The organism is Chitinophagales bacterium (assembly GCA_041392475.1).
GTDB lineage: Bacteria > Bacteroidota > Bacteroidia > Chitinophagales > UBA2359 > JAUHXA01.
Genome location: JAWKLZ010000005.1, coordinates 1 through 24,242, shown reverse-complemented (window position 1 = coordinate 24,242; position 24,242 = coordinate 1). Strand labels below are relative to the sequence as shown.

The 24,242-nt window shown below is 39.0% G+C and carries 20 protein-coding genes; 13 read left to right on the top strand and 7 right to left on the bottom strand.

Going from position 1 to position 24,242, the window contains the following annotated elements; translation table 11 throughout:
• Positions 1-60 precede the first annotated feature (60 nt).
• Positions 61-2,769: a TonB-dependent receptor gene (locus tag R3E32_29790; GenBank protein MEZ4888956.1), complete on the bottom strand. Its 2,709-nt coding sequence runs from the start codon at positions 2,767-2,769 to the stop codon at positions 61-63.
• A 498-nt stretch (positions 2,770-3,267) separates the two neighbouring features.
• Here R3E32_29790 and R3E32_29785 point away from each other — a divergent pair, with 498 nt between their 5' ends.
• Complete coding sequence (locus tag R3E32_29785; GenBank protein ID MEZ4888955.1) at positions 3,268-4,809, top strand: Do family serine endopeptidase; 1,542 nt, start codon at positions 3,268-3,270, stop codon at positions 4,807-4,809.
• Positions 4,810-4,936: 127 nt separating this feature from the next.
• On the opposite strand, the gene R3E32_29780 is transcribed toward R3E32_29785, so the two are convergent.
• From R3E32_29780 to R3E32_29755, 6 genes are all read right to left on the bottom strand, one after another.
• Entirely contained in the window at positions 4,937-6,409 is a 1,473-nt protein-coding gene (locus R3E32_29780; GenBank protein ID MEZ4888954.1) for a hypothetical protein, read from the bottom strand.
• 7 nt (positions 6,410-6,416) lie between these two features.
• Entirely contained in the window at positions 6,417-7,859 is a 1,443-nt protein-coding gene (gene gatA, locus R3E32_29775; protein ID MEZ4888953.1) for an Asp-tRNA(Asn)/Glu-tRNA(Gln) amidotransferase subunit GatA, read from the bottom strand.
• A gap of 141 nt (positions 7,860-8,000) precedes the next feature.
• Entirely contained in the window at positions 8,001-8,210 is a 210-nt protein-coding gene (gene tatA / locus R3E32_29770) for a twin-arginine translocase TatA/TatE family subunit (GenBank protein ID MEZ4888952.1), read from the bottom strand.
• Positions 8,211-8,397: 187 nt separating this feature from the next.
• Entirely contained in the window at positions 8,398-9,663 is a 1,266-nt protein-coding gene (locus tag R3E32_29765) for a peptidoglycan DD-metalloendopeptidase family protein (protein ID MEZ4888951.1), read from the bottom strand.
• 30 nt (positions 9,664-9,693) lie between these two features.
• Entirely contained in the window at positions 9,694-10,494 is an 801-nt protein-coding gene (locus R3E32_29760) for a DUF4292 domain-containing protein (protein MEZ4888950.1), read from the bottom strand.
• 13 nt (positions 10,495-10,507) lie between these two features.
• Positions 10,508-10,963 (bottom strand): hypothetical protein, encoded by a 456-nt coding sequence (locus R3E32_29755; protein MEZ4888949.1) that lies wholly within the window; start codon positions 10,961-10,963, stop codon positions 10,508-10,510.
• 235 nt (positions 10,964-11,198) lie between these two features.
• On the opposite strand from R3E32_29755, the gene tsaB reads away from it, so the two are divergent.
• The 12 genes from tsaB to R3E32_29695 all read left to right on the top strand — a co-directional run bounded on the left by tsaB (position 11,199) and on the right by R3E32_29695 (position 24,194).
• A complete protein-coding gene (gene tsaB / locus R3E32_29750; GenBank protein ID MEZ4888948.1) occupies positions 11,199-11,903 on the top strand; it encodes a tRNA (adenosine(37)-N6)-threonylcarbamoyltransferase complex dimerization subunit type 1 TsaB in 705 nt (234 codons plus the stop codon).
• A 121-nt stretch (positions 11,904-12,024) separates the two neighbouring features.
• Positions 12,025-12,363: a metalloregulator ArsR/SmtB family transcription factor gene (locus R3E32_29745; protein MEZ4888947.1), complete on the top strand. Its 339-nt coding sequence runs from the start codon at positions 12,025-12,027 to the stop codon at positions 12,361-12,363.
• A gap of 132 nt (positions 12,364-12,495) precedes the next feature.
• Positions 12,496-12,813: a metalloregulator ArsR/SmtB family transcription factor gene (locus R3E32_29740; GenBank protein ID MEZ4888946.1), complete on the top strand. Its 318-nt coding sequence runs from the start codon at positions 12,496-12,498 to the stop codon at positions 12,811-12,813.
• A 126-nt stretch (positions 12,814-12,939) separates the two neighbouring features.
• Positions 12,940-13,980 carry an NAD(P)-dependent oxidoreductase gene (locus R3E32_29735; GenBank protein ID MEZ4888945.1) on the top strand — a complete coding sequence of 347 codons (1,041 nt, stop codon included), beginning with the start codon at positions 12,940-12,942 and terminating at the stop codon, positions 13,978-13,980.
• 108 nt (positions 13,981-14,088) lie between these two features.
• A complete protein-coding gene (locus R3E32_29730) occupies positions 14,089-15,471 on the top strand; it encodes an HTTM domain-containing protein (protein ID MEZ4888944.1) in 1,383 nt (460 codons plus the stop codon).
• A 263-nt stretch (positions 15,472-15,734) separates the two neighbouring features.
• Positions 15,735-16,661: an ATP-binding cassette domain-containing protein gene (locus R3E32_29725; GenBank protein ID MEZ4888943.1), complete on the top strand. Its 927-nt coding sequence runs from the start codon at positions 15,735-15,737 to the stop codon at positions 16,659-16,661.
• 71 nt (positions 16,662-16,732) lie between these two features.
• Positions 16,733-17,461 carry an ABC transporter permease subunit gene (locus tag R3E32_29720; GenBank protein MEZ4888942.1) on the top strand — a complete coding sequence of 243 codons (729 nt, stop codon included), beginning with the start codon at positions 16,733-16,735 and terminating at the stop codon, positions 17,459-17,461.
• A gap of 103 nt (positions 17,462-17,564) precedes the next feature.
• Entirely contained in the window at positions 17,565-19,079 is a 1,515-nt protein-coding gene (locus R3E32_29715; GenBank protein ID MEZ4888941.1) for a Gldg family protein, read from the top strand.
• A 269-nt stretch (positions 19,080-19,348) separates the two neighbouring features.
• Positions 19,349-20,008: a DUF4340 domain-containing protein gene (locus tag R3E32_29710; GenBank protein MEZ4888940.1), complete on the top strand. Its 660-nt coding sequence runs from the start codon at positions 19,349-19,351 to the stop codon at positions 20,006-20,008.
• A gap of 590 nt (positions 20,009-20,598) precedes the next feature.
• A complete protein-coding gene (locus R3E32_29705) occupies positions 20,599-21,567 on the top strand; it encodes a type IX secretion system membrane protein PorP/SprF (GenBank protein MEZ4888939.1) in 969 nt (322 codons plus the stop codon).
• Positions 21,568-21,864: 297 nt separating this feature from the next.
• Positions 21,865-22,407, top strand: coding sequence for a thioredoxin family protein (locus R3E32_29700; GenBank protein MEZ4888938.1), 543 nt, complete (start codon positions 21,865-21,867; stop codon positions 22,405-22,407).
• Between the two features lie 110 nt (positions 22,408-22,517).
• On the top strand, positions 22,518-24,194 hold the full coding sequence (locus R3E32_29695; GenBank protein MEZ4888937.1) for an AarF/ABC1/UbiB kinase family protein: 1,677 nt from the start codon (positions 22,518-22,520) through the stop codon (positions 24,192-24,194).
• The last annotated feature ends 48 nt before the right edge of the window (positions 24,195-24,242 follow it).

The window sequence follows — 24,242 nt, the reverse complement described above, 5'->3', positions numbered from 1 at the left end:
TTTTGTGTTTTGTTTAGAAACCGATTCAATTACCAGTTTCTAATCACCAATCACTATCTACTAAAAGAAAATTTTCAAACCTGCGTTCCAAGTACGACCAAAACCGTACCAACCACTGGTGTCGCTGATTAATTTGTCCGTAGAGTCACCAGCACGGTATCTGTCTTGTGCTTCTGCAATGTATTCTTCATCAAATAAGTTGTTGATATTTACATTTGCCCTTGCATCCAAACCTGCAAATTTGAATTTCCAAGCGAAACCAGCATCTACTAGACTATAAGAAGGCAATTCCAATGCTTGAATACCTTTGAGATCTGGATTGCTACGGTTTGAAGGATTGTAATTTGCATATAGATTGTCGAAGCCAAACCATTGAAGATTGAATGTTAATCCATTACCGAGGTTAATGTCTGTACCCAAGCCTAAAGTAGTTTGAGCAGAGCCACCTACTTTCAAGCCATCAATGTAGTAAGTAGCCTCACCCAATACATTTTGGTTTTCGTCTGTAATCGTACCATTAGGATCATTTTTCCATTCCCAATTGTTGATTCCTGCAAAACCAGTCAATTTGATGTTGGAGGTAATACGAGCATTGAAGTCCAATTCTACTCCACTGTGGTTTGCATCTACACCCAAAAGGCTTGCAAAAAAGATTTGACCACCAGCATCTCTGCTTGAAAGAGATTCAGTTTTGTCGCTCCAATCTGTGTAATAAGCGTTCAGGTTTGCTGCAAAACCAGTGGTGCGTAAGCCATAGCCCAATTCAAAAGCCACTACTTTTTCGTTTACAGGATTTTCGTTGGGTTCATCGTTGTTGAAGGTAGGGAACAAGGCATCGAAGTAAGGCGCACGAGAGATATAACCTGCATTTACGAATACGTTGTGGTTATCGTCAATATTGTAGTTTGCTCCAATTTTTGCATTTCCACCAGAGAAGTTCAACCAATCGGTCACTTGATTACCTGGTGTTTTCAAGAAAAAGTCGTATCGGCGCATTTGTGTTGCATTGTAAGCACCAGAAAGGAAAGCAGACAATGGACCTTTTGAATATTCCAATTGTGCAAAAAGACCATACCAATTGATGTCTTCATCGTTGTAGTAGTCAATTTTTTGATCATCAGGAACAGAACCAAAGAAGGAAGACGCATCGTTGGTAGGACGTACTAAAACACCATATTCATTGGCATCTTTGATGCCATCCGCATTGAGATCTACCCAATCTGTTTTGTTGTTGATGTTGTCATCATCAAACCAATAATCACCTCCCAATAAGTCAATGGTTTTACGGTAGTGACTACCTGTATAAAAACGGAAGTCAATTCCACCAGTCAAAGTTAGGTTATCAGATAGGTCGTGAGATAAGTTGGAAAGCAAACCATACCATTCGTGTTCGTTCATAGAAGCACGTTTGATGATACCTCCATTTGTAGCAGAAATAATTCTACCAGAACCTGATGAACCTCCAGCCATTTCATACGTAAGGTCAGGGAAATCGGTCAAGCCAATTTCGTTGCTCAAACCTGCATTGTATCGTGCAATTTGGTCAAATTGTTGGTTGCCGTAAGAATCGTGTTGAATCAAAAATTCTCTTGCAGTTCCAATATCTCCAGTTCCACCGCCACGACCAACAGAACCGTAAAGTGCTGTAATCAAGTTTGTTTTCTCATTGATGTCCCATATATGGTTCAAAGAAGCTTGAGGTTTGTGGTAGAAGTTATCACGAAATAAGAACTTCTCTCCTTTGTAGTAGCCAAAATCATCGTTCCATTTAGTTCCATACACATCTCTTTGGTCATCAATAGGATGAAAAAAGTCACGTTGTCCATGACGTTGTGGCGCACCAAAAACGGTAAACAATAATTGTTGGTTTGTTCCGATTTCTTTTGCAACAGAAAGGAAATAACTCCAAGCATCAATGTACGTTCCTTCAATATATCCATCACCTGTAGTGCGAGAGCCAGAAAAAGTAAATGCCCATCCATTTTCAGTACGACCTGTAGAAAGTGTTACCCCTGTTTTTTTGTAGCCATCATTGCCGATAGAAGAAAAGAAGTTTCCTCCTTTTTCTTGGTCAGTTGTTTTGGTAATGATGTTGATAGTACCTCCAACAGAAGAAATTGCCATTCTAGAAGCACCCAATCCACGTTGAACCTGAATCGTACGGGTCACATCACCCAAACCTGCCCAGTTAGACCAATATACTTTGTTGTCTTCCATACCAGAAACAGAAAGACCATTGATCAACAAAGCCACGTTTTCTTGTGAAAAACCACGCACATTGATACGAGCGTCACCAAATCCACCACCTTGTTTGGTGGTGTAAATAGAAGGAGTTGATTTCAAAATTTCAGGAAATTCTTGGTTTCCCAATTTTGCTTCAATTTGCTCGGCTTTAATGGTGGAAACGGCAACGGGTGTTTTTCTATCTACTGCAACAGAGGCGATTACCTGCACAGCCGACAAGCCAATTGCAGAAGAAGCCAATTTTACTTCTCCAACATCAGCTTTACCGCCACTTACGGTTACATTCATTTCTTGTTCGGTATAGCCAATATAAGTCATAACCAAATCATGGCTACCATCAGAAAGACCTTTTAAAGCAAAATCACCATCAAAGTTGGTGACAGTACCTTGTGTAGTACCTTTGACCAGAACCGTAGCCCCTACCAAAGGTTCGCCAGTTTCGCCATCTGTAATCGTGCCGCTTACCTGTGCAAATGCACCAGCACTGATCAGAAGCGATAATAACAAAGCGTAAAAATTTCGCATAGTTCAAATAATTTTTATTAAAAAAATAGTATGATAAATATGAAATGTGTTATTAAAAGTCTGATTATTAGCATTTTTTAAATAAAGCGCAAATTTACGCAATTGAGTAAAGAAAGCGGTTTCCTTATAGAGTTCTTAGCGTTAAGAAAAGGTTAAGATTCGCTATGAAAATGCAAGTTGGCTGACGATTCAATGCTTACAGATATTAAAATAAATTAACGATTGCCGTTAAATTAAGTTAAACTCTTATTCGATAAAAATAATTCTTAAACGTTTGTTGTTAATAAAAATCGAAAGGAAACATGAATATTTCTTTCAACTAATCCTACATTTTTCACGTTATAATTTAGTAGATGGAAAAGAATTGTGGATAGTTTTTTGAAGTGATTCTGATTTTCAAAGAAAATATTTTTGAGCTTTAAATTTCTTTGTAGAAAGAGCAAAAGAGTTTTTAGTTTTTAAAACATCAATAATAAACCAATAAAAAATCAATATTTTATGAAACGTACCTTTCAGCTAGTATTAGCAGCAATTTTAGGCAGCGTTATAACCCTCACTGCCTTTCAAATGACAGGCTTGAATCAAAAAACCGTCATTTTTCAAGATGCAAACGGAACAGTATCACCTGCTGCTCTGACCAATTACGATGCAACTGCAAATAATAACCACGCTACTTCTTCAGTGGATAGTAAATTTGGCCCTGCCGACTTTACCTATGCCGCAGAAAAAACAACGCCAGCAGTGGTACACATCAAATCCACTGAAAAGGCAAGAACCGTAAGAGGAGGTGATCCGCAGGGAGCGAATCCTTTCAAAGACTTTTTTGGCGATGGCTTCGATGAATTCTTTTTCAACCCGAATGGTAGAGGTGGGCAGCCTCAGCCGAGAGTCGGCACAGGTTCAGGTGTAATCATTGATGCAGATGGTTACATTGTGACCAATAACCACGTTATTGAAGGAGCAGATGAAATTGAAGTGACTCTTCACGACAACCGCAAATTTATCGCAACTCTTGTGGGTACTGACCCTTCCACGGATATTGCTTTGCTTAAAGTTGAAGGAACTAACCTACCCATTTTGGAATTGGCTAACTCGGATGAAGCGAAAATCGGTGAATGGGTATTGGCAGTTGGCAATCCCTTCAATTTGTCTTCAACCGTTACCGCAGGCATTGTGAGTGCTAAAGGGCGAAGCATCAATATTTTGCGTGAAAAATCCAAAACACCTATTGAGTCTTTTATCCAAACAGATGCGGCGGTGAATCCTGGCAACAGTGGCGGTGCATTGGTGAATGCGGAAGGTAAACTATTGGGCATCAATACTGCAATTGCTACGCCGACAGGTACTTATGCAGGTTATTCTTTTGCCGTTCCTGTCAATATTGTTCACAAAGTAGTGGATGACCTTAGAGAACATGGTGTAGTTCAGCGTGGATTTTTGGGAATTATCATCCGTGATTTGGACGGCACTTTAGCGAAAGAATTGGGCTTGAATCTTACGCAAGGTGTGTATGTGGACAGCTTGGCTACAGACGGTTCTGCTATTGTTGCAGGAATCGAAAAGGGAGATGTAGTGGTGAAAATAGATGGAGGCCCGGTTAATTCTGTTCCCGAATTGCAGGAAATGGTCGGTCGTCACCGCCCTGGAGATGTAGTGAACATCACCGTTTCTCGAAACGGCAGGGAAAAAACCATTCCCGTGACACTCAAAAACCGAGAAGGCAATACCAAAGTGGTCACAAAAGAAAGTGCTGCTGTATTGGAGAAATTGGGCGTAGAATTGGGCGAATTGAAGCCCGATGAATTGACCAAATTGAACATTCCGAGCGGTGTTCGTGTGGAAAGTTTGGAGGATGGTAAACTGCGTACTTTTACCGACATCCGCAAAGGTTTTGTGATTACGGAGGTGAATCAACGAGAAGTGGGTTCGGTTAGCCAATTCAAAAAAATAATGGAGAACATGAGAGAGGGCGAATTGGTGACGATTGGAGGAGTGTATAGTGGTGGCAAAAGCGTTTATTATTATACTTTTCAGATGTAAGAAATAATATTTTGAAAAAAAACAAAAAGGACAGTCAATATTTGACTGTCCTTTTTGTTTTCATTTAAGCACCAAAGTCGAAAAAGTGGGATTGGTTGAAACTTGGACTTGGTAAATGCTATCTCCATCATTCAAACAAACTTCGATTGATAGCAATAACCTGTTTTAAATTTTCCAAATCGTGTAAAGATTCTGCCCCTCGCAAATAGAAAGTCAAATTTTTTGTTTCTTCTGATATTTCCTTTATCCTCTTTCCCATCAAATTCTTCAAAACGGTTCTCACTTGACTTTGGCGGGTTTGATACAATTCAGCATTAATGTGCACCCACTTACTTTCTTTTTGAAGTTCAATCTCTTTAGAAATTGCCTGCAAATTGCTTGCTTCTTCTAATAATTGCTGGTATATATCATCCATTTTCATCTCCTCTATTTCATTGGCTGCAAGATAAACCAAGATTGCTCTTAGAGCTTGTGAAGTTTTGAACAATTCGGTGTTTTTTATCAAGTATTCAAAATGCCATCTTAGATTGAGTTTCACATTGACAAGACTTGCCAACAATTCTGCTCCCCATTCTTTATCAGATTCTTCCTTCAAAAAACTATCTTCTAAATAAAGATGAACAACCGCTTCCTTCAGTTCTTCTTGAAAATCTTTAATCAAATCTTGTTCATTTTTAATTTCAACTACTTGATTCAATGCACTTTTTACCTGTTTTGTCCAATATCTAAATAGCGAAAAGACAAGAGTAAGGTCTGTATTGCCAATGTTAATATCTGACGATAATACATCTTGTTTGGGATATACTCCCAAAGACTTCAAAAATGGTTTCCAGCCTTTCAAATTGGCATAAGGCGGTGAAGTTTGCAAAAAATCGGGGTGTAGCGGCAAACCTGCTTTTCGATAATGGTTATTGATTTTCTTTTGACGTATGGGAAATTCCGTTTCATATTTTTGATACCAGTCTAAATCCTCTTTTTCCCAACTTATGGGATTTGCCTTTTGGAAAGCAAGTCTGACCGTTTGACTATCAATGTACGCAGGTATCTTTTGACATTGAACGCTTCGGCATAAAAAGAAAATCCATTGCTCCAATTCCGTCAATTGTGAAGCATCGAAGTTGAAAAGAGGTAAATGAAACCACAAAAAATGAGCTTTGAAGTTCATTTTTCGACTGTAAATATTGGTTTTAATGACTTCTCGGTTTCCACTTTTATTTATATCAAAGTGGATAAAAGCAAGATGTATAAATTCTACATCTTTTTGAATTTTTGCCATCTCATCGCTGTAAAAACTTAGACTATCCGTAGCGAGAATTTCTATGTTTGTAACACCCCAATGTAAATTCAGAATATCTACTTGAAGAAAAACCAAACTCCCTCTTCTACTGATAGCCTCTATGAGTATTCCATCTTGTAAACAGCCTTTGAACTGAAACAAGGAATTGCTGTAAACAATACTTGTTGAAGTGATTTTAGCCAATTCAATGTCCAGTTTTTCTGTCACAAAGCAATTCAAAAAAGCCAGTAAAAATTTTTCTTCTGCTGTTTCCAAAAAAATATATTGAAAAGCTTTGCTGTTTAAGGCATTTACAAATTCCATTGAAGCATTATTGATTTTGATAGTTCGCAACCTCTTTCCCAAACCCCAACAACGCCTCCTCTTCAAACTTATCCGCCATCAACTGCACTCCAAACGACATTCCATTGGAGTGATGCGACAATGGCAAAGAAATGGCAGGGATTCCCACAATATTGGCTTGAACCGTATAAATATCCGCTAAGTACATACTCACGGGGTCTTGATACTCTTTGTCGCCAATGTCGAAAGCGGGAGTTGGTGTAGTCGGTGTGAGGATAAAATCGAAGTCTTTGAAAATGTTGCGGGTATAATCGTGAATGAGTCGGCGAACTTTTTGGGCTTTGGAATAGTAGGCATCGTAATAGCCTGAACTCAATACAAATGTGCCCAACATGATACGCCGCTGCACTTCTGCTCCAAATCCTTCGCTGCGTGAGTTTCGATAGGTGTCTTCCATGTTTTTGGCATCTTTGGAGCGATGTCCGTAATGAATACCGTCAAAGCGAGAAAGATTGGAGGACGCTTCGGCTGTGGTGAGAATGTAGTAAGTCGGAACGATGTAGTCCAAATAAGGGAAAGAAACTGCTTCAACGGTATGACCTTCTGATTGAAGTTGGGTCAATAAATCTTTGATTTTTTGCTGGATTTCTGCATCCAAACCTTTGTTTTCTAAGGCCTCTTTGAAGTAGGCAATGCGTTTTTTTGCAGTGGGTTTTTGCTGCAAAGATTGGCTGTAACTCGGAACGGGTTTGGAGGAATTGGTGCCGTCAAAATCGTCTTTTCCTGCCATAATTTCCAACAACAAAGCTGCATCTTCTACGCTGTGCGTCAATGTGCCGATTTGGTCAAAGGACGAAGCGTAGGCAATCAATCCATGTCGTGAAATGCGTCCATAAGTGGGTTTGAAGCCAATCACATTGCAGAAAGAGGCAGGCTGACGCACAGAACCGCCTGTGTCTGAACCCAAAGCCGCCAAACACGTATTCGCCTGAACTGCTACTGCCGAACCGCCTGAAGAACCGCCAGGGACTTTGTTTTGGTCGGCAAAATTGCGGACAACTCCATAAGCAGAATTTTCGTTGGTCGAACCCATCGCAAATTCATCGCAGTTGGTGCGTCCAATGATAATCGCATCTTCTGCTAAGATACGCTCAACAGCCGTTGAAGAAAAGAGGGATTCAAAATTGGGAAGGATGTTGGAGGAAGCACTGACTTTGTGGTTTTTGTAGCAAATTACATCTTTGATGGCAATGACCATTCCGTGAAGGCGACCTATTTTTTCGCCATGGGCTATTTTTTGGTCCAGTTCTTTTGCTTTTTGGCGTGCTTCTTCCTCAAATACCTCAAGGTAGGCATTAGTTGTTTGAGATTGTGCGATATTGGAGAGGTAAAATTCTACCAATTCTGCACAGGTGATTTTTTTTGCAGCAATATCTTGCTGTATGACTTTTAGGTTTTTGTAATGTTGCACTCGTTGTTCTTTTGAGATGGAGAATTTTAGATGCAAGAAGCAAGACCGTTTCACACTTCAAGAAGCAAGATACGCTTATTATTTTATCTTGCTTCTTAATTCCTACTTCTCTCCTCTAAAGAAAGAACGCAAAGCTAAAACTTATTTGTCTTTTTTTGTTTCTTCGATTTTCATTCCTTCATCTATTTCTTGTTGGATAGAAGCTTTGGCATTGTTAAATTCCTTGATGCCTTTGCCAATACCTCTCGCCAATTCAGGAATTTTTTTACCACCAAAAAGCAAAAGAATGACCACTAAAATTAGAATTAACTCTGGTCCGCCTGGGATACCAAAAAGGAGTAATGTATTCATGATAAGTTATTTTAAAAAATATTGAAATGGCAAATGCCATTCATTCAAATAAATTATTGTCAAACTGTTGTGGTTCGAAAATGAATTGCAGTGTATTTAAAACCGACACAAAATTCAAAACCGATACAGGATTGAATCTAAACCGCAAAATTCATCATTTATCGTTTACCATTCAACATTCCGAGCATTATTTTTTGTAAATCCACTCGATAGGATTCAATTTTCCGTTGCCTTTCCACACCTCCAAATGTACTTCGGTTTTGCCTTCTTCTACATCCGTATAAATTGTTCCGATGGCCTGTCGGGTCGTAATTTCATCTCCTTTACTCACCTGCACTTCTTCCAAATTGGAGTAAACCGTAAAATATTCTCCATGTTTCACAATGACCGCCCATTGAAAAGTAGGACTGTAGAGCGTATTGCTGACCTTTCCTTCAAACAAGGCTCGTGCAACTTCTCCTTTTTTGGTAGCAATATCTAAACCATTGTTGGTGAGGGTGATGTGCTTCAAAATAGGATGTTGTTGTTTGCCAAATTTGCCAGTGATAATTCCTTGATCCACAGGCCAAGGAAGTTTACCTTGATTTTCTTTGAAGTCAGCACTCAATTTTAGTAAATCAGCCGTCATTTTTCTATTCGGCAAATTATCAATCGGCGTTTCCTCAGCTGTCACCTTTTCTATAATCGCTCTGATTTGGCGGTCTAATTCTTCAATGGCTTGTTTTTTGGAGGTCAATTTCTTTTTCAAATAACTCTCCTTTTGCTTCAATTTTTTCACCATTTCGTTTTTCTGTTCTTCTTCCACCTTCAATGCCAACCGTTGCTGCTGTTCTGCGACCAACAATCCTTTTTTCTCTTCCTTTTCCGATTCCAAACGCACCCGATTTTCCAATAGTTCCTTCTTCATTAACTCTATTTGACCCACTTGGTTCTTGCGATGACTGGTATAATACTGCAAATATTTCAAACGCTGGTAGGCTTCATTGAAGCTATCGGCCGAAAACAGGAACAACAAGCGATTGTAGGCATTGTTGGACAAATATGCGTGTCGAATCAATTCGGCATACTCGTCCCTAAGTTCCTCCAAAACCGTAGAAACTGAATCTATCTGGTAATCCGTTTCGGTGAGGCTAATGTTCAATATATCAAGTTGTTGTTGAACCGTATGAATCATCTTCTCTCGATTATGAACCTGTTGTTGGAGCAGTTTCAAGTCATTGATAGAAAGGGTCTGATTGTTCTGAGTATTTTTGAGCAATTTTCGGGTCAAAGCAATGTCCTTTGCCAACTGCGTTTTTTGTTTTTCCAAGTCTTTTTTTTCTTGGGCAAACAAATCTGCTTTTCCGACTAGCAAGATAAACAGCACAAATAAGAAACTATATTTCAGTATATGATGGATTGGTTCTTGAAAGTCAAATGGGGTTTTGATTTTTGTATTGGTTTTGATTTCCATTTTGTTTCGATGTTTAGACAACCTTTATGGTTAATTTATTTCCAAACGCTCTACTTTTTCATATTTTTCTGGCACCGAAAATTCTACTTTTTGGGCTTCATTTGCCTTCACTTTAGAAAGCCTTATATCTACCTCATATTTCTGAGGGGCTTCAATGGACAAAAGGCGTTTGTGTGAAAATATTTGTTTATCAACCGCTTCGTAATCCTCCAATGCCACATTCAAATAGCGTTGATGTAAGGTATCGTTCACACTCATTTGAGCAAGTGTGAAATTTTTGGGGTCTAAACAAAGCTCCAGAGCCAAATCCTGAAGCGCATTTTGCAGACAGTAGTTTTCTTTGGTAATCGACAAAACAGACTTTGTATCACCTTTTACTATGGGATTTCCAAAAAGAATGTTTTGGAGCATTTCAAAATTCAGTGGGTAGTTGGTCAGTGTTTCTAAAAAGTCAACATTGGTGGCGTAGTATTGTTTGTGAATTCTATCTATCACCTGAACACTGTCACGACTAATTAGCACTCTTGCCACTTCAATTTTTAGAATGGTAGGTGAAATAGACATCCACAAAACGCTGTCTTTTCGTAAACGAACATCCGCATTGAAGCTTTGTTTTTGTTTGCCATCATTTGCCGTAATCTTTGCTTTCATCCGCAGCCAATCCGCATCAAACAAATTTCGCTCTAATTGATTTTCAACAAATTTCAGTGATTTTTTTTTCAATGTACTTCCTTCCGTTCTTTTTGACGTTCCACAAGCATTGAAGACCAATAACCAACTCAATAGCAGCATAAGCCAAACTGTGAAGTTGGAGGTTATATTTTGCATCATTTTTTCTTGAATTTTATATTCTTTCATAGTTTGCTTCAAAAGCCACAGTGTAATTATCAGGAAGTTTGGGAACTACAATCCAGACGAGTCTCTCAAAACGGGTTTCGCAAGTTCCCTCTAAATTTACCTGTAATTGGTAAATATACCGCTTTTGACTAGGGTCTGCAAAAACTTCTGATATGGAAGAAACGTTGCAGGCAGTCACTTCAATATATTGCCCCAACAAAGTTTTTTCTGTGAAATCAATTGAAGGTGAAATGTAAGTAAGACAATTTTGGGAATTGTTCCTATATGTGTCCAAAAACAATTTGTATGCTTCCGAATCGTTGATAATCTGATGTTCGTTAATAGAGGTTAAACAATCAAAAGAAATAGATTCAACTCCTTCAATGATAATTAGGTTTTCTTTCTTACAACTGGCAACGGTCATCAAAAGGAAAAGTATGTAGAAAAAGTATATTTTTAGCATAGCATGTAGTTTTTTTATTAAGAATAGATATTGTGTGTTCGACGGTTTTTATACATTGTGTACATATAATGACGACAAGATTTGCTGAATATAGCAAATTTGCGGAAAATCATTCTAAATAATAAGACTATGTTTTTGCTTTAGCGTTGCAAGGTTAGATTTTTTAATGAAAGTGCTGTAACCCATAAGACGTATGTGGGGTAAATATGGCATTAATAAGTGTTTAAATTGAATTATGAACTGGATATTATGTATTGATACGACTACGGAAAACTGTTCTGTTGCCTTGACTAAAAATGGAACATTATTTGCCGAAAAAGAACAAAAGGAAGGACTGCAACATGCAGGACTCCTCACTTTGTTCATTGAAGAAATATTGCAGGAATCTTCTGTGAGTATGACCGAATTGGCTGCAATTGCAGTCAGCGATGGCCCTGGGTCTTATACAGGTTTGAGAATTGGGGCTGCTACTGCAAAGGGATTGTGTTATTCGCTGGATATTCCATTGATTGCAGTAGATACTTTAAGGGCAATGGCTTTTGTGGCAATAGAAAAATATGGTCATAAATACGAAGATTTTTATTGTGTTCCGATGATGGATGCAAGACGCATGGAAGTTTATGCATCTGTGTATGACAATAAATTAGATGAGTTAGAGGTTAAACATGCAAAAATTATTGAAGGCGATTCTTTTGAAAGTTATTTATCTCAAAAAAAAGTATTGTTTTTTGGTAACGGTTCAGCTAAATGTACAACCATACTTACTCATCCCAATGCTGTGTTTTTTACGGATATATATTTTTCTGCAGTAAACCTTGTTTCTATTGCTTATCAGCATTTTATTCAGAATGAATTTGAGGATATAGCCTATTATGAACCTTACTACTTAAAAAAATATTTACCAAAACATAAAACAAAAAAAATATTTAATCGTTTGTGATAATAATTTCTTCTAATATTAAGAAATATTCCGTATCTTTGTATATAAGGGAACTAAAGAAAAGTAGATATGCTTTTCTAAAATACGCACTTTTTTTTTAACTTTTTAAATTTTTTTTAAAATGGGAACTTTAGCTAATACAGTAGTTATCCGCAAGGATTCTGACAATCCTATTACTTTGAACTACGATTTGCTTCGAAAAGCAGTTTTGGTTTTAAGAGCTGTGAATCATAAGCTTCGCCAATCCATAGTTCATTTATTGGAAGAACATAAAAAACTCACTGTAACTGAGATTTATGTAAAATTGAGACTTGAACAATCAGTAGCGTCTCAACACTTGGCTATTTTGCGTAAAGCAGGAGTCGTTATAACAGAGAGAGATGGCAAATATATCTTCTATGCTTTGAACCATGACCGGATTGCTGAAATCGCACAATTGGTTGAGGAATTAGCACGTTAGTTAAATAAAATATCGTTAACTAAGAAAGTCCTGGTATAATTTGTTTTATAACAGGACTTTTTTTATTTTTGAAACCTTAAATTTTTTTATTTTATATATACCTTATTGTTACTTATTAAAAACAAAATTAAAATGGCAGCTTTAAATCAGCACAACTTGGATTATGCTACTGAATTGCTCAGAGCTATCGCCCATCCTTTGAGATTGTCCATTATTGAATTTATTGACAAAAATGGAATTATTAATGTTAATAAAATTTATAATACTCTCAATTTGGAGCAGTCAATCACATCACAACACTTGAGAATTCTTCGCAATGCGGAGGTCGTAGAAACCCGTAGAGAAGGTAAGTATATCTACTATACACTTAACTACGAGAAGATTGAGCAGTTAAAAGATGCTCTTGCCTCATACCAAATATCTGTAAAAGAAAGAGGTATAAAAGTTTAGCTTAAAGATATTTTATATTTTGAAGCAAAAGAAAAGACGAGTAATAATTCAGTCAGTACCCAAACGACTCAATTATTATTCGTTTTTTTTTGTTTATAAATCACATTTAAACAAATCTTTCTATTCATGAACATCATACATGTACTTTTTCTTTGGTCGCCAGACAAAAAATTGAAGACAATGTTGCAAACACGATTGGGAGTTATCCCAAATTTAAAATTTTGGTTTCCAACTGATTCGCAGGAGAAAAAAGATATGGATAAGTTTTGTGAACAACACGCAACGAAGGCACACATCATGATAGGTTGGCAACCCAAAAAGGAATGGTTGTGGGCAGCAAAAAACTTGCAATTATTCATCAATCCAGGTACAGGTATTCACCACCTACTCCCGATGATGAAAGAACTGAATCAAGAAAGACCTGTTATGCTTATCAATGGTCACGGACATGCCCACCTAACCGCACAGCACGCAGTAGCTCTACTGCTGTCACTCAGCAACCAAATCGTTCAACACCACCAATGGATGGCAGAAGGTATTTGGCGAACAGGCGATGAAAACTCTCCCTCCATGTCTATTTACAAACGCAAAATTGGCTTATTGGGATATGGTGCCATCAATCAAAATGTGCATCAATTACTGACCCCTTTTGGCGTAGAATTTTCCATACTCAAAAGAAATTGGAAAAAGCAACACCCAGAAAATGATGCACTTCAAAATGTAAACAAATTTACTTCCGAGGAGCTACATGATTTCTTACAGCATATTGACACACTCATTATTGCACTGCCTCATACTTCAAAAACAGAGAGCATGATTGGAGAAGCGGAACTGAAACTATTGGGGGAAAGAGGGCTTTTGGTAAACGTGGCGAGAGGAATCATTGTCCAAGAAAAAGCTCTTTTTGAAGTACTTCAAAGTAAAACCATTGCAGGTGCTGCAATAGATGTATGGTATAATTACAAACCCAATCCAGATGAACAAGGAAGAAAATATCCCTACCAATTTCCATTTCACGAATTAGACAACATTGTATTGTCACCACACCGAGCAGGCTCACCATTTTCAGAAACAGCTCGGTGGGATGAATTGGTGAACAATGTTTTATCCTTTGCGGCAGGTGAGCAAAAATTGAAGAATGTGGTAGATTTAGAGTTGGAATATTGACCGCTTCTTCCTTCAAATCTTCAATTATTTCCATTTTATTGCCTGTTTTTTCTAAAATCTCTTTCTACTTGTAGTAGCTTTGTGTCAACAATTCTATATTATCTGCAAATGAAACCATTGAATTTCAAAGCACTCTCAAGCCCGATAGACATCGCCTCTCTAGTATTTTTTCGCATAGTATTTGGGGCAACCATGCTTATAGATGTCATCAACAACTTTGCATCAGGGTGGATATACGATTCTCAAATTGCCCCCAAAATGCACTTCACCTACTACGGTTTTGGATGGGTACATCCGTTACCAGGTTGGGGAATGTATATACTGTGGGCAATCATGGGCGTTCTGTCAATCAATATAATGTTGGGCTGGAAATACCGTATCAGTGCCATCCTATTTGCAGTCGGAACAATATATACCTTTTTGATAGACACCGCCGATTATTTGAATCACGCATATTTGATATGTCTGGTAAGTGTGATGATGGCAATTTTTCCTGCAAATCGTGCGTGGTCATTGGATGCAAAGCAGCATCCTGATATTCACACCAATACCATTCATTTCTGGCCTGTATTCTTATTGCAGTTCCAGATGGCAGTAGTTTATTTTTTTGGAGGATTGGCAAAAATCAATGCCGATTGGTTCAATGCAGAACCCATAAGAACTTGGTTGTCTTATAAGTACAATTATTGGCTTATTGGCGATATAGTCACCCAAGATTGGTTTGCTTACTTCATCAGCTATGGCGGCTTGGCCTTTGATCTTTGCATTGTTCCTTTACTTGTCTTCAAAAGGACCCGTGTTTTTGCTTTGGTGATGGTTGTTTTCTTTCACCTCATCAACAAAATACTGTTCGACATTGGCATATTTCCCATTTTATCCATTGCCATGACCCTGATGTTTTTCTCGGCCAATTGGAGCAGAAAATACTTGGAAGCATGGTTTCCCTCTTTTTCGCCTAAAAAAGAGAACGGAAAAGACAATGCAACTCCTTCAAAACTCCCTCAATGGGCGTTTGGGCTTATCCTTGTCTATTGTTTACTGCAAATAGCACTTCCCCTTCGACACCATCTCTATCCCAACAACGTGGCATGGACAGAACAAGGGCATCGTTTTTCGTGGAGAATGATGCTCCGACACAAACGAGCGCACGCTTACTTCAAAGGAACAGACCCAAAAACTGGTAAAACGTGGACCATTTTCCCCAACAACTACCTCAGCGAAAAGCAAGAACGGAAAATGGAAGTACATCCAGATATGATCCTTCAATTTGTTCATTATCTGAAACAAGAATACCGCAAGAACGGCATGGAAGATGCAACGGTTCAAGCAGATATCAAAGTAGCACTGAATGGCCGTCCCCTCAAACCCTACATCAAACCCGACAAAAATTTAGCAGCTATTGCTATTTCTTACTCTCCCTTCAAAACGATAGATTGGTTAGAACCTTTTCCAAACGAAAAAATAAAGAGACTGAAACAAAAGATTGAATAAGAAACGAATAAAAATTAGAATAAGAATTAAAATGAAAAAACCACTCCTAAATCAGATTGTTGGAAATTTCAAATGCACAACTTATTTTTTGATCGTTACATAAGGGAAATATTTTATAGCTTCATTTTTTTGCATCTCACTCTAAATTTTTGCAGAAAAGTAAGCAAAAACTGCGTATTTCGATATGACATAATTACCTTACGTTTTTTATATTTGCAGTCCGAAATCTACAATCAGAAAATTAAACTTACATCTCCAACAGTATGAATATACAAGTTGAAAGTTTGGTAAAAAAATATGGCACTCAACGGGCAGTGGACGGTATTTCCTTTGAAGTGAAAAGTGGGGAAATATTGGGCTTTCTCGGTCCGAATGGTGCTGGCAAGACAACTACCATGAAAATCATCACCTGCTACATGGCTGCTTCTGAGGGCGATGTGAAAGTAGGAAACTACTCTATCAGAGACGATGCGGCTGCCATCAAACAGTGCATTGGCTACCTACCCGAGCACAATCCGCTTTACCTCGAAATGCCTGTCATTGAATACCTGCAGTTTGCAGCAGCAATTCAAGGTGTTGCCAAAAGCAATATCAATGCAAGAGTCCGAGAAATGGTAAAAGTCTGTGGATTGGACAAGGAAAAACACAAGCGAATTGACGAACTCTCCAAAGGTTTTCGTCAAAGAGTGGGCTTGGCGCAAGCCATGATTCACGACCCAGAAGTATTGATTTTGGACGAACCGACTACGGGGCTTGACCCCAACCAGATCGTAGAAATTCGTGAGTTGATTCGACGAGTGGGCGAGCAGAAAACGGTTATTCTCAGCACCCACATTCTCCCAGAAGTGGAAGCTACTTGTGATAGAATCGTTATCATCAACGATGGTAAAATTGTGGCGGATGGAGTGCCAAGCGAATTGCGGAAGCAAGCGAGTGGTGCCGAAATCAGCCGAGTTCGCATTGAAGAAGGTAGTCCAAATGAGGTTTTTCAACGATTGAGCAGCATCAACACTGTAGAGTTGGTGGACTGGTCGGGAACTGGAAATCTATATGAGGTGAAAAGTAAACAAGGAGTGGGTTCAAGGCGAGCTATTTTTGAAATGTGTGTGGACAATCAGTGGATTCTCACCGAATTGACTCCCATCGAAAGAGATTTGGAGGATGTGTTTAGGAATGTGACGATGGGGTAAAACGTTGGACGACTGACGCTTGACGGAATACGAAGGGTAATTTTCAAACTTATTTTAATTTAAAAGTGACAATGAACAAAATATTCACCATAGCAAAACGGGAATTCAACACTTTTTTTGATTCTTTGATTGCCTATATCATGGTTGTCGTTTTTTTGGGCTTTAGTGGATTTTTCACTTGGCTCTTTGGAGCAGATGTTTTTTTGAGAGGACAAGCGAGCATTGCTCCTTTTTTCGACATTGCCTATTGGGCTTTGTTCTTTTTCATTCCTGCATTGACGATGCGAATGTTTGCAGAAGAACAGAAATCGGGAACCATCGAACTCTTGCTAACCAACCCTTTGACGGATTGGCAAATCATTTTCGGTAAATTTTTGGCGTGTTTGGCATTGGTTGCAGTGACGCTTGTTTTCAGTTTACCCTATTACTTCACTGCTGCATGGCTTGGTTCTGTTGATCACGGTGCGGTTTTGGTAGGGTACTTGGGAATTTTGTTGATGAGCAGTGCCTATATCGGTATTGGCTTGTTTGCGAGCAGCATCACCAACAATCAAATCGTAGCCATCTTATTGTCGTTGATGCTCAACCTGTTATTTGCCCTCTTGTTTGGCTTTTTGGCGCAAGCAGCATCGGGTGGTTGGCTTGCCAATTTATTAGACTACATGAGTTTACGGGTGCATTACGATTCGATGATTAGAGGAGTGATTGACACCAAGGACATCGTATATTTCCTGTCTATCACTGCGTTTTGCTTGGTCTTGACCGAAGCAATGTTGTCAAAACGAAATGTAGTGGATTAGACAAATAAGACATGAGAAGAAAGACAAAAGATAATTTCAATCCTAATTCTTTGCTTCTGAAATCTTTTATCTTAAATTTTAATTCAAAAAAAATAACAATATTATGCTAACCAAAGGTGGAATCAGATTGCGGGTTTTACTGGTCTTAGCCATCATCATCTTACTCAATTTTTTGGTCAGTCAATATTTCCTTCGATTGGATTTTACGGGTGACAAACGTTATACCTTGAGTCAAGCAACCAAAGACATTTTGAAGGAGTTGGATGAAACTGTTACCGTTACGGCCTATTTCTCCGAAGATATGCCTCCAAATTTGGAGCGAATAAAAACAAGTTTTGAGGACATGCTGACCGAATACTCGAATCGTTCGGGTGGCAATATCGAATACAAGTTTGTGAACCCCAATGAGAGCGAGGAGTTGGAACAAGAGGCGATGAAGGAAGGAATGCAACCTGGGATGGTGAATATGCGTGAGCGGGATCAGATGAAGCAACAACGCGTTTATTTGGGCGCAAAGTTCAGCTACAAAGACCAATCGGAAGTTATTCCCATCATTTCGCAAGAAGGCGCAATGGAATATGCTATGTCTTCGGCCATCAAAAAAATATCGGCTACCAATAAGCCCAAGATTGGTTTTGTGGGCGGACATGGAGAAGCTGGATTGGATGCAATGCAGCAAGTAAAAGAAACCTTGGATGTGTTGTACAACGCCCAAACTGCTTTGTTGAGCGATACGGCTTTGGTGACAGACTTTGAAACCTTGGTCATCGTTGCTCCAAAAGACACGATTTCCCCTGCCGAACTTGCGAATCTTGATAAATTTGTGAACGCTGGCAAAGGTGTATTGATTGCCTTGAATCGAGTTAATGCAGATTTACAAACAGGCTCTGGGACAGAGGTTTATACAGGTTTAGAAACGTGGCTCGAATCGAAGGGCATCACCGTCAATCCCAATTTTGTGATGGATGTGAACAGTGGAAGCATTACGATGCAGAGGCAGCAAGGATTTTTTACCATCAATGAACAGGTAAAATTCCCTTACCTTCCTTTGATTAAAAACTTTTCGGACCACCCCATTACCAAAGGTTTGGAGCAGTTGATTTTACCTTTTGCAAGTTCCATCACCTATACTGCAACGGATACGGAGGCAAAATTCACTCCAATTGCTTATACTTCAGATAGATCGGGTATGGCACAACCGCCTATCACTTTCGATGCAACTACCCTGCAAAAAGAATGGACGGCCGCAGATTTTCCTACTTCTCGATTGACCATAGCAGGTGTATGGGAAAAGGGCTTGTCGAAAATGGTGGTATATGGGGACGGTGATTTTGCAGTGAATGGTATCGGGCAACAAGCACAAGGATTGCAGCCTGATAATATCAACTTTTTGGCGAATGGAATTGATTGGTTGTCAGACGATACAGGTTTGACAGACTTGCGAAATAAGGTTGTTACTTCTCGACCGATTCAAAAGGAGTTGAGTGATAGTGAAAGAAGTTTTGTAAAATATGGTAATTTCTTTTTGCCGATTTTCTTGATTGTTTTTTATGGATTTATTCGCTCTCAAATCCGTAACCGAAGGAAAATGAAATGGATGTCGGAAAAATATGGTTGATTTTTGAACACAGAGGCACGGTGACACAGAGATTCTTCTCTTTTAATTTGTCATTCCGTAGGAATCTTGTTCGAGAGTATTATAAGAATTTGGAGATGAATGAGTGTATAATTGAACACAGAGGCACGATGACACGGAGATCACAAGAATTTTGTGGGAATACTCAACGACCTTATTCGGGAACACAAAAAAACAAAACCCATACAAGCAACATTAATACCTTAATACATCAACATCCCAACACAAAAACCTTAACACAATAAAAAGAAATGTCAAAAAAACGATTTTCCAATACCTTATTGATTGGAGTTGTAGGATTGCTTGCAGCTTTAGTGGCTTTGATGTTGCTACAAAACAGCAAAAAAGGCAGCAGCACCTTCAAAGAGGAAATAGTAACGATTGACCCCGATGCAGTGACAGCCGTTTATTTATCTCCACAAAACAATGGTGGACAGGAAATTAAAATGGTGAAGGATGGGTCTGGTAATTGGACGGTGACGGACGAAAATGGCGCAATTCAAGCAGGTGACAGCAGCAGGATAAATAGCATGATTGCGATGCTTGAAACGGTCAAACCGCAGCGGGTTGTCTCCAAAAACAAAGACAAGTGGGCAGAATACAAAGTCGAAGGCAGCGAAACAACCCGATTGAAGGTCATGGAAGGGGATAAAACGAGTTTGGATTTGTATGTGGGTAAATTTACCGTTGCTCAACCCAAAACACCAGCAGGTGCTGATCCACGACAGCAAATGCAGCAGCAGCAACAACGCCCTGAGATTACCTCTTATGTGCGCTTGGAAGGGGAAGATGAAATTTATGCAGTGGATGGAATGTTGAGTTTTGCCTTCAATCAAGGGGCTTCTGCTTTTGTTCTTGCACCGCCTGAACCTACATTGGAGGAAGTGGGTGATTCTACCCTTGTGGAATGATACAATGAAAACTAACTGCGAAAGCGGTTCTTATAAAAGTACGACGTAAAGCCATTCAATTGATTTTGAGTGGCTTTTTTTATGTAAAATTGTTTGGAGCTTATTGAATGAATGATTAGATGTAGCTATATATTGAAGGTTGGGAAAGTAGATTGTATTTGTATAAAGTGAGCATTGAAGGGAAAGGGGGAAGTTGGTGGTGAAATAAATTGCAACAATAATCAACTATGAAACACAAAGCCGTTGAGAAAATTTCTGTTCTTTACAGTCCAAACAGTACAAATCGTCACCTTATTGTCATGGAAAAGTCAATTAATAACGAAATTGAAAAAAATGTCACGATGAGGTAAAAAGTGTTTTTGGAATAAAAGATAATGCCTAAACAATTTATAAAAAGAAAGTTGTGAGCGTATAAAAAATGTTATTTGTTTCCTGAAAACCATTTTATGACGAATCAAATCCAGCTTTTTGGCACAGACATCTATTGACGAAAAAGGTGTTTTAGCATGGTTTTTGTCTATTACTGTATGCAAGCCCAATTTTTATTTTTCTTGCCAAGTTCTACATGATTTAACCAATACAATACAGTAATGAAAAAGATTCTACTGCTGATAATCTGTTGTTTAGCCATGACTTGTACTTCAAGTTTTGCCCAACAAGATACCCGTTTTTCACAATATATGTTCAACAATTTGGCCTTCAATCCAGCTTATGCAGGTAGCGGCGATGGTTTGGCATTGGCGGCGTTATACCGCAAACAGTGGGTCAACATTGAAGGTGCGCCACAAACCGCAAACCTAAGCGCACACTCCAAAGTCGTTGAAGACGGCAAGGTGGGTTTGGGTTTGAATTTACAGTTTGACGAAATCGGTTTGACCAAAGTTTACAGCGGTTTTGCGAGTTATGCCTATTGCCTCAAATCGAGTAGAAGAGGAGAAACCCCGATGCTCAATTTGGGAATCAGTGCAGGTGCAACCTATATGCAGAAAAGCCTGAGTGAAGCACAAGGCAACAGCGTCATTGACCCAACGATTGACCCTATATTCAACAGTGGTGACGATATGAGCAAAGTTCTACCTAACTTCGGATTGGGAGCGTATTATTTCTTGCCTAACAAATACTATATCGGACTGTCTGTTCCTCGTTTGTTGACCAACAATTTTAGAGATCAAGATGCTGCTATTGAGAAGATTGCCCGTGAATTCAGACACTACTATGTGACCGCTGGAATGGTATTTGGTGATGAAATCAAACTTCGCCCTTCGGTGCTTTTCAAAATGGTGCCAGGCAATGCACCCATACAATTTGACCTTAGCTTGATGGCTTTGTTCAAAGAAACCATTTGGTTGGGTACTTCCTTTAGAGCCGATCAAGGTACTGCGCCCGAATCCTTAGACTTTATTGTAGCCCTTCAATTGCAAAATGGTGTAAAAATTGGCTATGCTTATGATTTGACATTGAGCGACTTGAGTGATTATACTACGGGTTCTCACGAAATCATGTTGTCGTATGATGTGAAGAGAGAAAGCGGTCGAATCAAATCTCCGAGGTTTTTCTAAAAAAATAGAAATGGCAAAAAGAATAATAGGCAGTAACCAAAATTGTAGGTTGCTGCCTTTTTCTATTTCTGTCATTTGCTGCAATAAACAAACTTCCTTCAATTGGGGTTTAATGCCTGCAAAACATTGCGGTTATTTGACAAAGTCTGTGAAGTGAGACTTCGGTAGTTTATCCTTTGAAAAGATTACAGAGGCATTTTATGCAAAAAAAATTGTTTGCGAAACTACCGAAGTCTTTTATAGAATCTACAAAAATTATCAAAGAACCAACATTGCTAACCTCATTAATTTGTTTGTATGAAAAACCTATTGTTCCTTCTAATTACCACCCTTTTGTTTGCATCCTGCAAAACCATGCACGAAGCAAAAGCCCAACCTCAGGCATCAACTCAACAAAGCATGAATCAAGAAGTGAAACCTGTATTTGGATCAAGTTACCTAATCGGAAAAGTCAATCGAGAAGGTTTTATGAAAGAAAACTACAACGACTGGTTTCAAGCCAGTTACAACGAATACGAGGTGGACGAAACTACTTTGGCGGTTTTGCAGGGAAAACTGGAAAACGTAGAAGTGAAGGTGTTTATGGGAACATGGTGTCCTGATAGTCAAAGAGAAGTACCTCATTTTTATAAAATCCTTGACGACCTGCAATTTGATGAAAACCAATTGACGGTTATCAGTATGGATAAGTACAAAGAAACGCCCGAAGAATACGAAACAGGTCTGGATATACAGCGAGTACCCACCATTATTTTCTACAAAGGCGACCAAGAAATGGGGCGAATCGTGGAAAGTCCAAATATTTCCTTAGAGAAGGATATGACAGAGATTGTTAAATGATTTATCAGTGGGCTGATAATCAATGTATTTTTTTCATTTTGATTTTCATTTTGATTTTAATTGATTCCTTATGCAGAATTTGGTAGTTTTGATTAAAATTTGTCGCTTCCATGCTTTTCGACCAAACAATCAAAAATATCAATCGAACCCGCGAAATCATTGCCATTTTGTTCAAATATGGTTTTGAAGATGTGGTGACAAATACTCCCCTGCAAAACTTTGTGCCTCAAAAAAAGCGACTGACTTGGCTGCGAGAAGAAAAGCCTGTTTTTGAATACAGCCGTTGGGAACGGGTGCGTATGGCAGTAGAAGAACTGGGCGCAACGTTTATCAAAGGAGCGCAAGTCTTGAGCAACCGACCCGATATTTTACCCAAAGAACTCATTGCCGAACTCGAAAAATTGCAGGACAGTGTGCCGCCTTTCAAATACGAATTGGCACGGCAAATCATTGAAGAAGATACAGGTAAGCCATTAGAAGCCATTTTTAGTTACTTCAATGAAAAAACCATAGGTTCGGCTTCAATTGGTCAGGTTTATGCAGCCAAATTGAAGTCAGGTGAAAGGGTAGTGGTCAAGGTGCAGCGTCCTGAAGTAGCGCAATTGATAGAAACCGATATTTCGATTGTCAAAGAAATCGTCAGGCGAGGACAAGGATATTTTGAATCTTTGGGTATTTTGAATCCAATGGATGTGGTTGAAGCCTTTGAGCGCAATATGCAAAAGGAACTCGACTACAAAAACGAAGCTCGCAATATCCTTCAATTCAGAGAGTTTTACAAAGGCCGCAATGATTTTTATGTACCTAATGCCTACAAATCTATTTCAACAGGGCGTGTATTGGTTTTGGAGTTTATCAAGGGCTGCAAAATCACGGATATCGAACAAATCAAAAAATGGGGCTTGATTCCTACCCGAATTGCCGAACAGGGCATGAATATTTACCTTTCACAGATTTTTGAATTTGGCTATTTCCACGCCGACCCACATCCTGGCAATGTATTGGTGCGAGAAGACGGCATGATTTGTTTGATTGACTTTGGCATGGTGGGTAAATTAACCCGCCGGGACAAATATGCCTTTGCGGGTATTTTCATTGGTATGACCCAACAAAATGCACAGGCAATGGCACTCAACTTGCGGAAGTTAGCCATTGACGATCAAATAAATGACATGCGGGCATTGGAGCAAGACCTCAATCTTTTGGTCGAAGACTTTTCGGCTTTAGACATTGGTGAAAGCAGCATAGCAGACTTAACTTCTCGAATACAGAAGCTGATTTACACCTACAAACTGCGAGTACCGGGCAGTATTTTCATCATTTTGCGGGCAATGGCGATTTTGGAGGGTATCGGAAAAACGATACATCCCGATATGAATGTATTTCAATACGTAAAACCCTATGGTGCAAAGCTGATTCAAGAACAATATTCGCCCAAAAATTTGGCTTCGGATGCCTATACTGTCTTCACCAGTTTTATGAGTCTCGCCTATAGTTTTCCGATGGAAGCACGCGAGATTTTGAAGCAGATGCGTCAAGGCAAATATCAGTCACGAGTAGAAATTGAAGGTTTTACTACCCTCATGCAGTCTTTTGAGCGGCTTGGTAATCGCTTTATTCTCACCCTATTGATTGTTGGAATACTGATTGCTTCAGCCATTGGCATGACCGCAGGAGCTGCCGCAGGGCCTGTGAGTAGCTATGGAATCCCATACATTAGTTTGATAGGACTTATCTTTTCGGGTGTGATGTTGTTAGCCCTATTTTGGCGAATGTTGAGGGAATAATTAGTGAGTAGTAATGAGTAATTGGTGACGAGTAACCAATCACTAAGA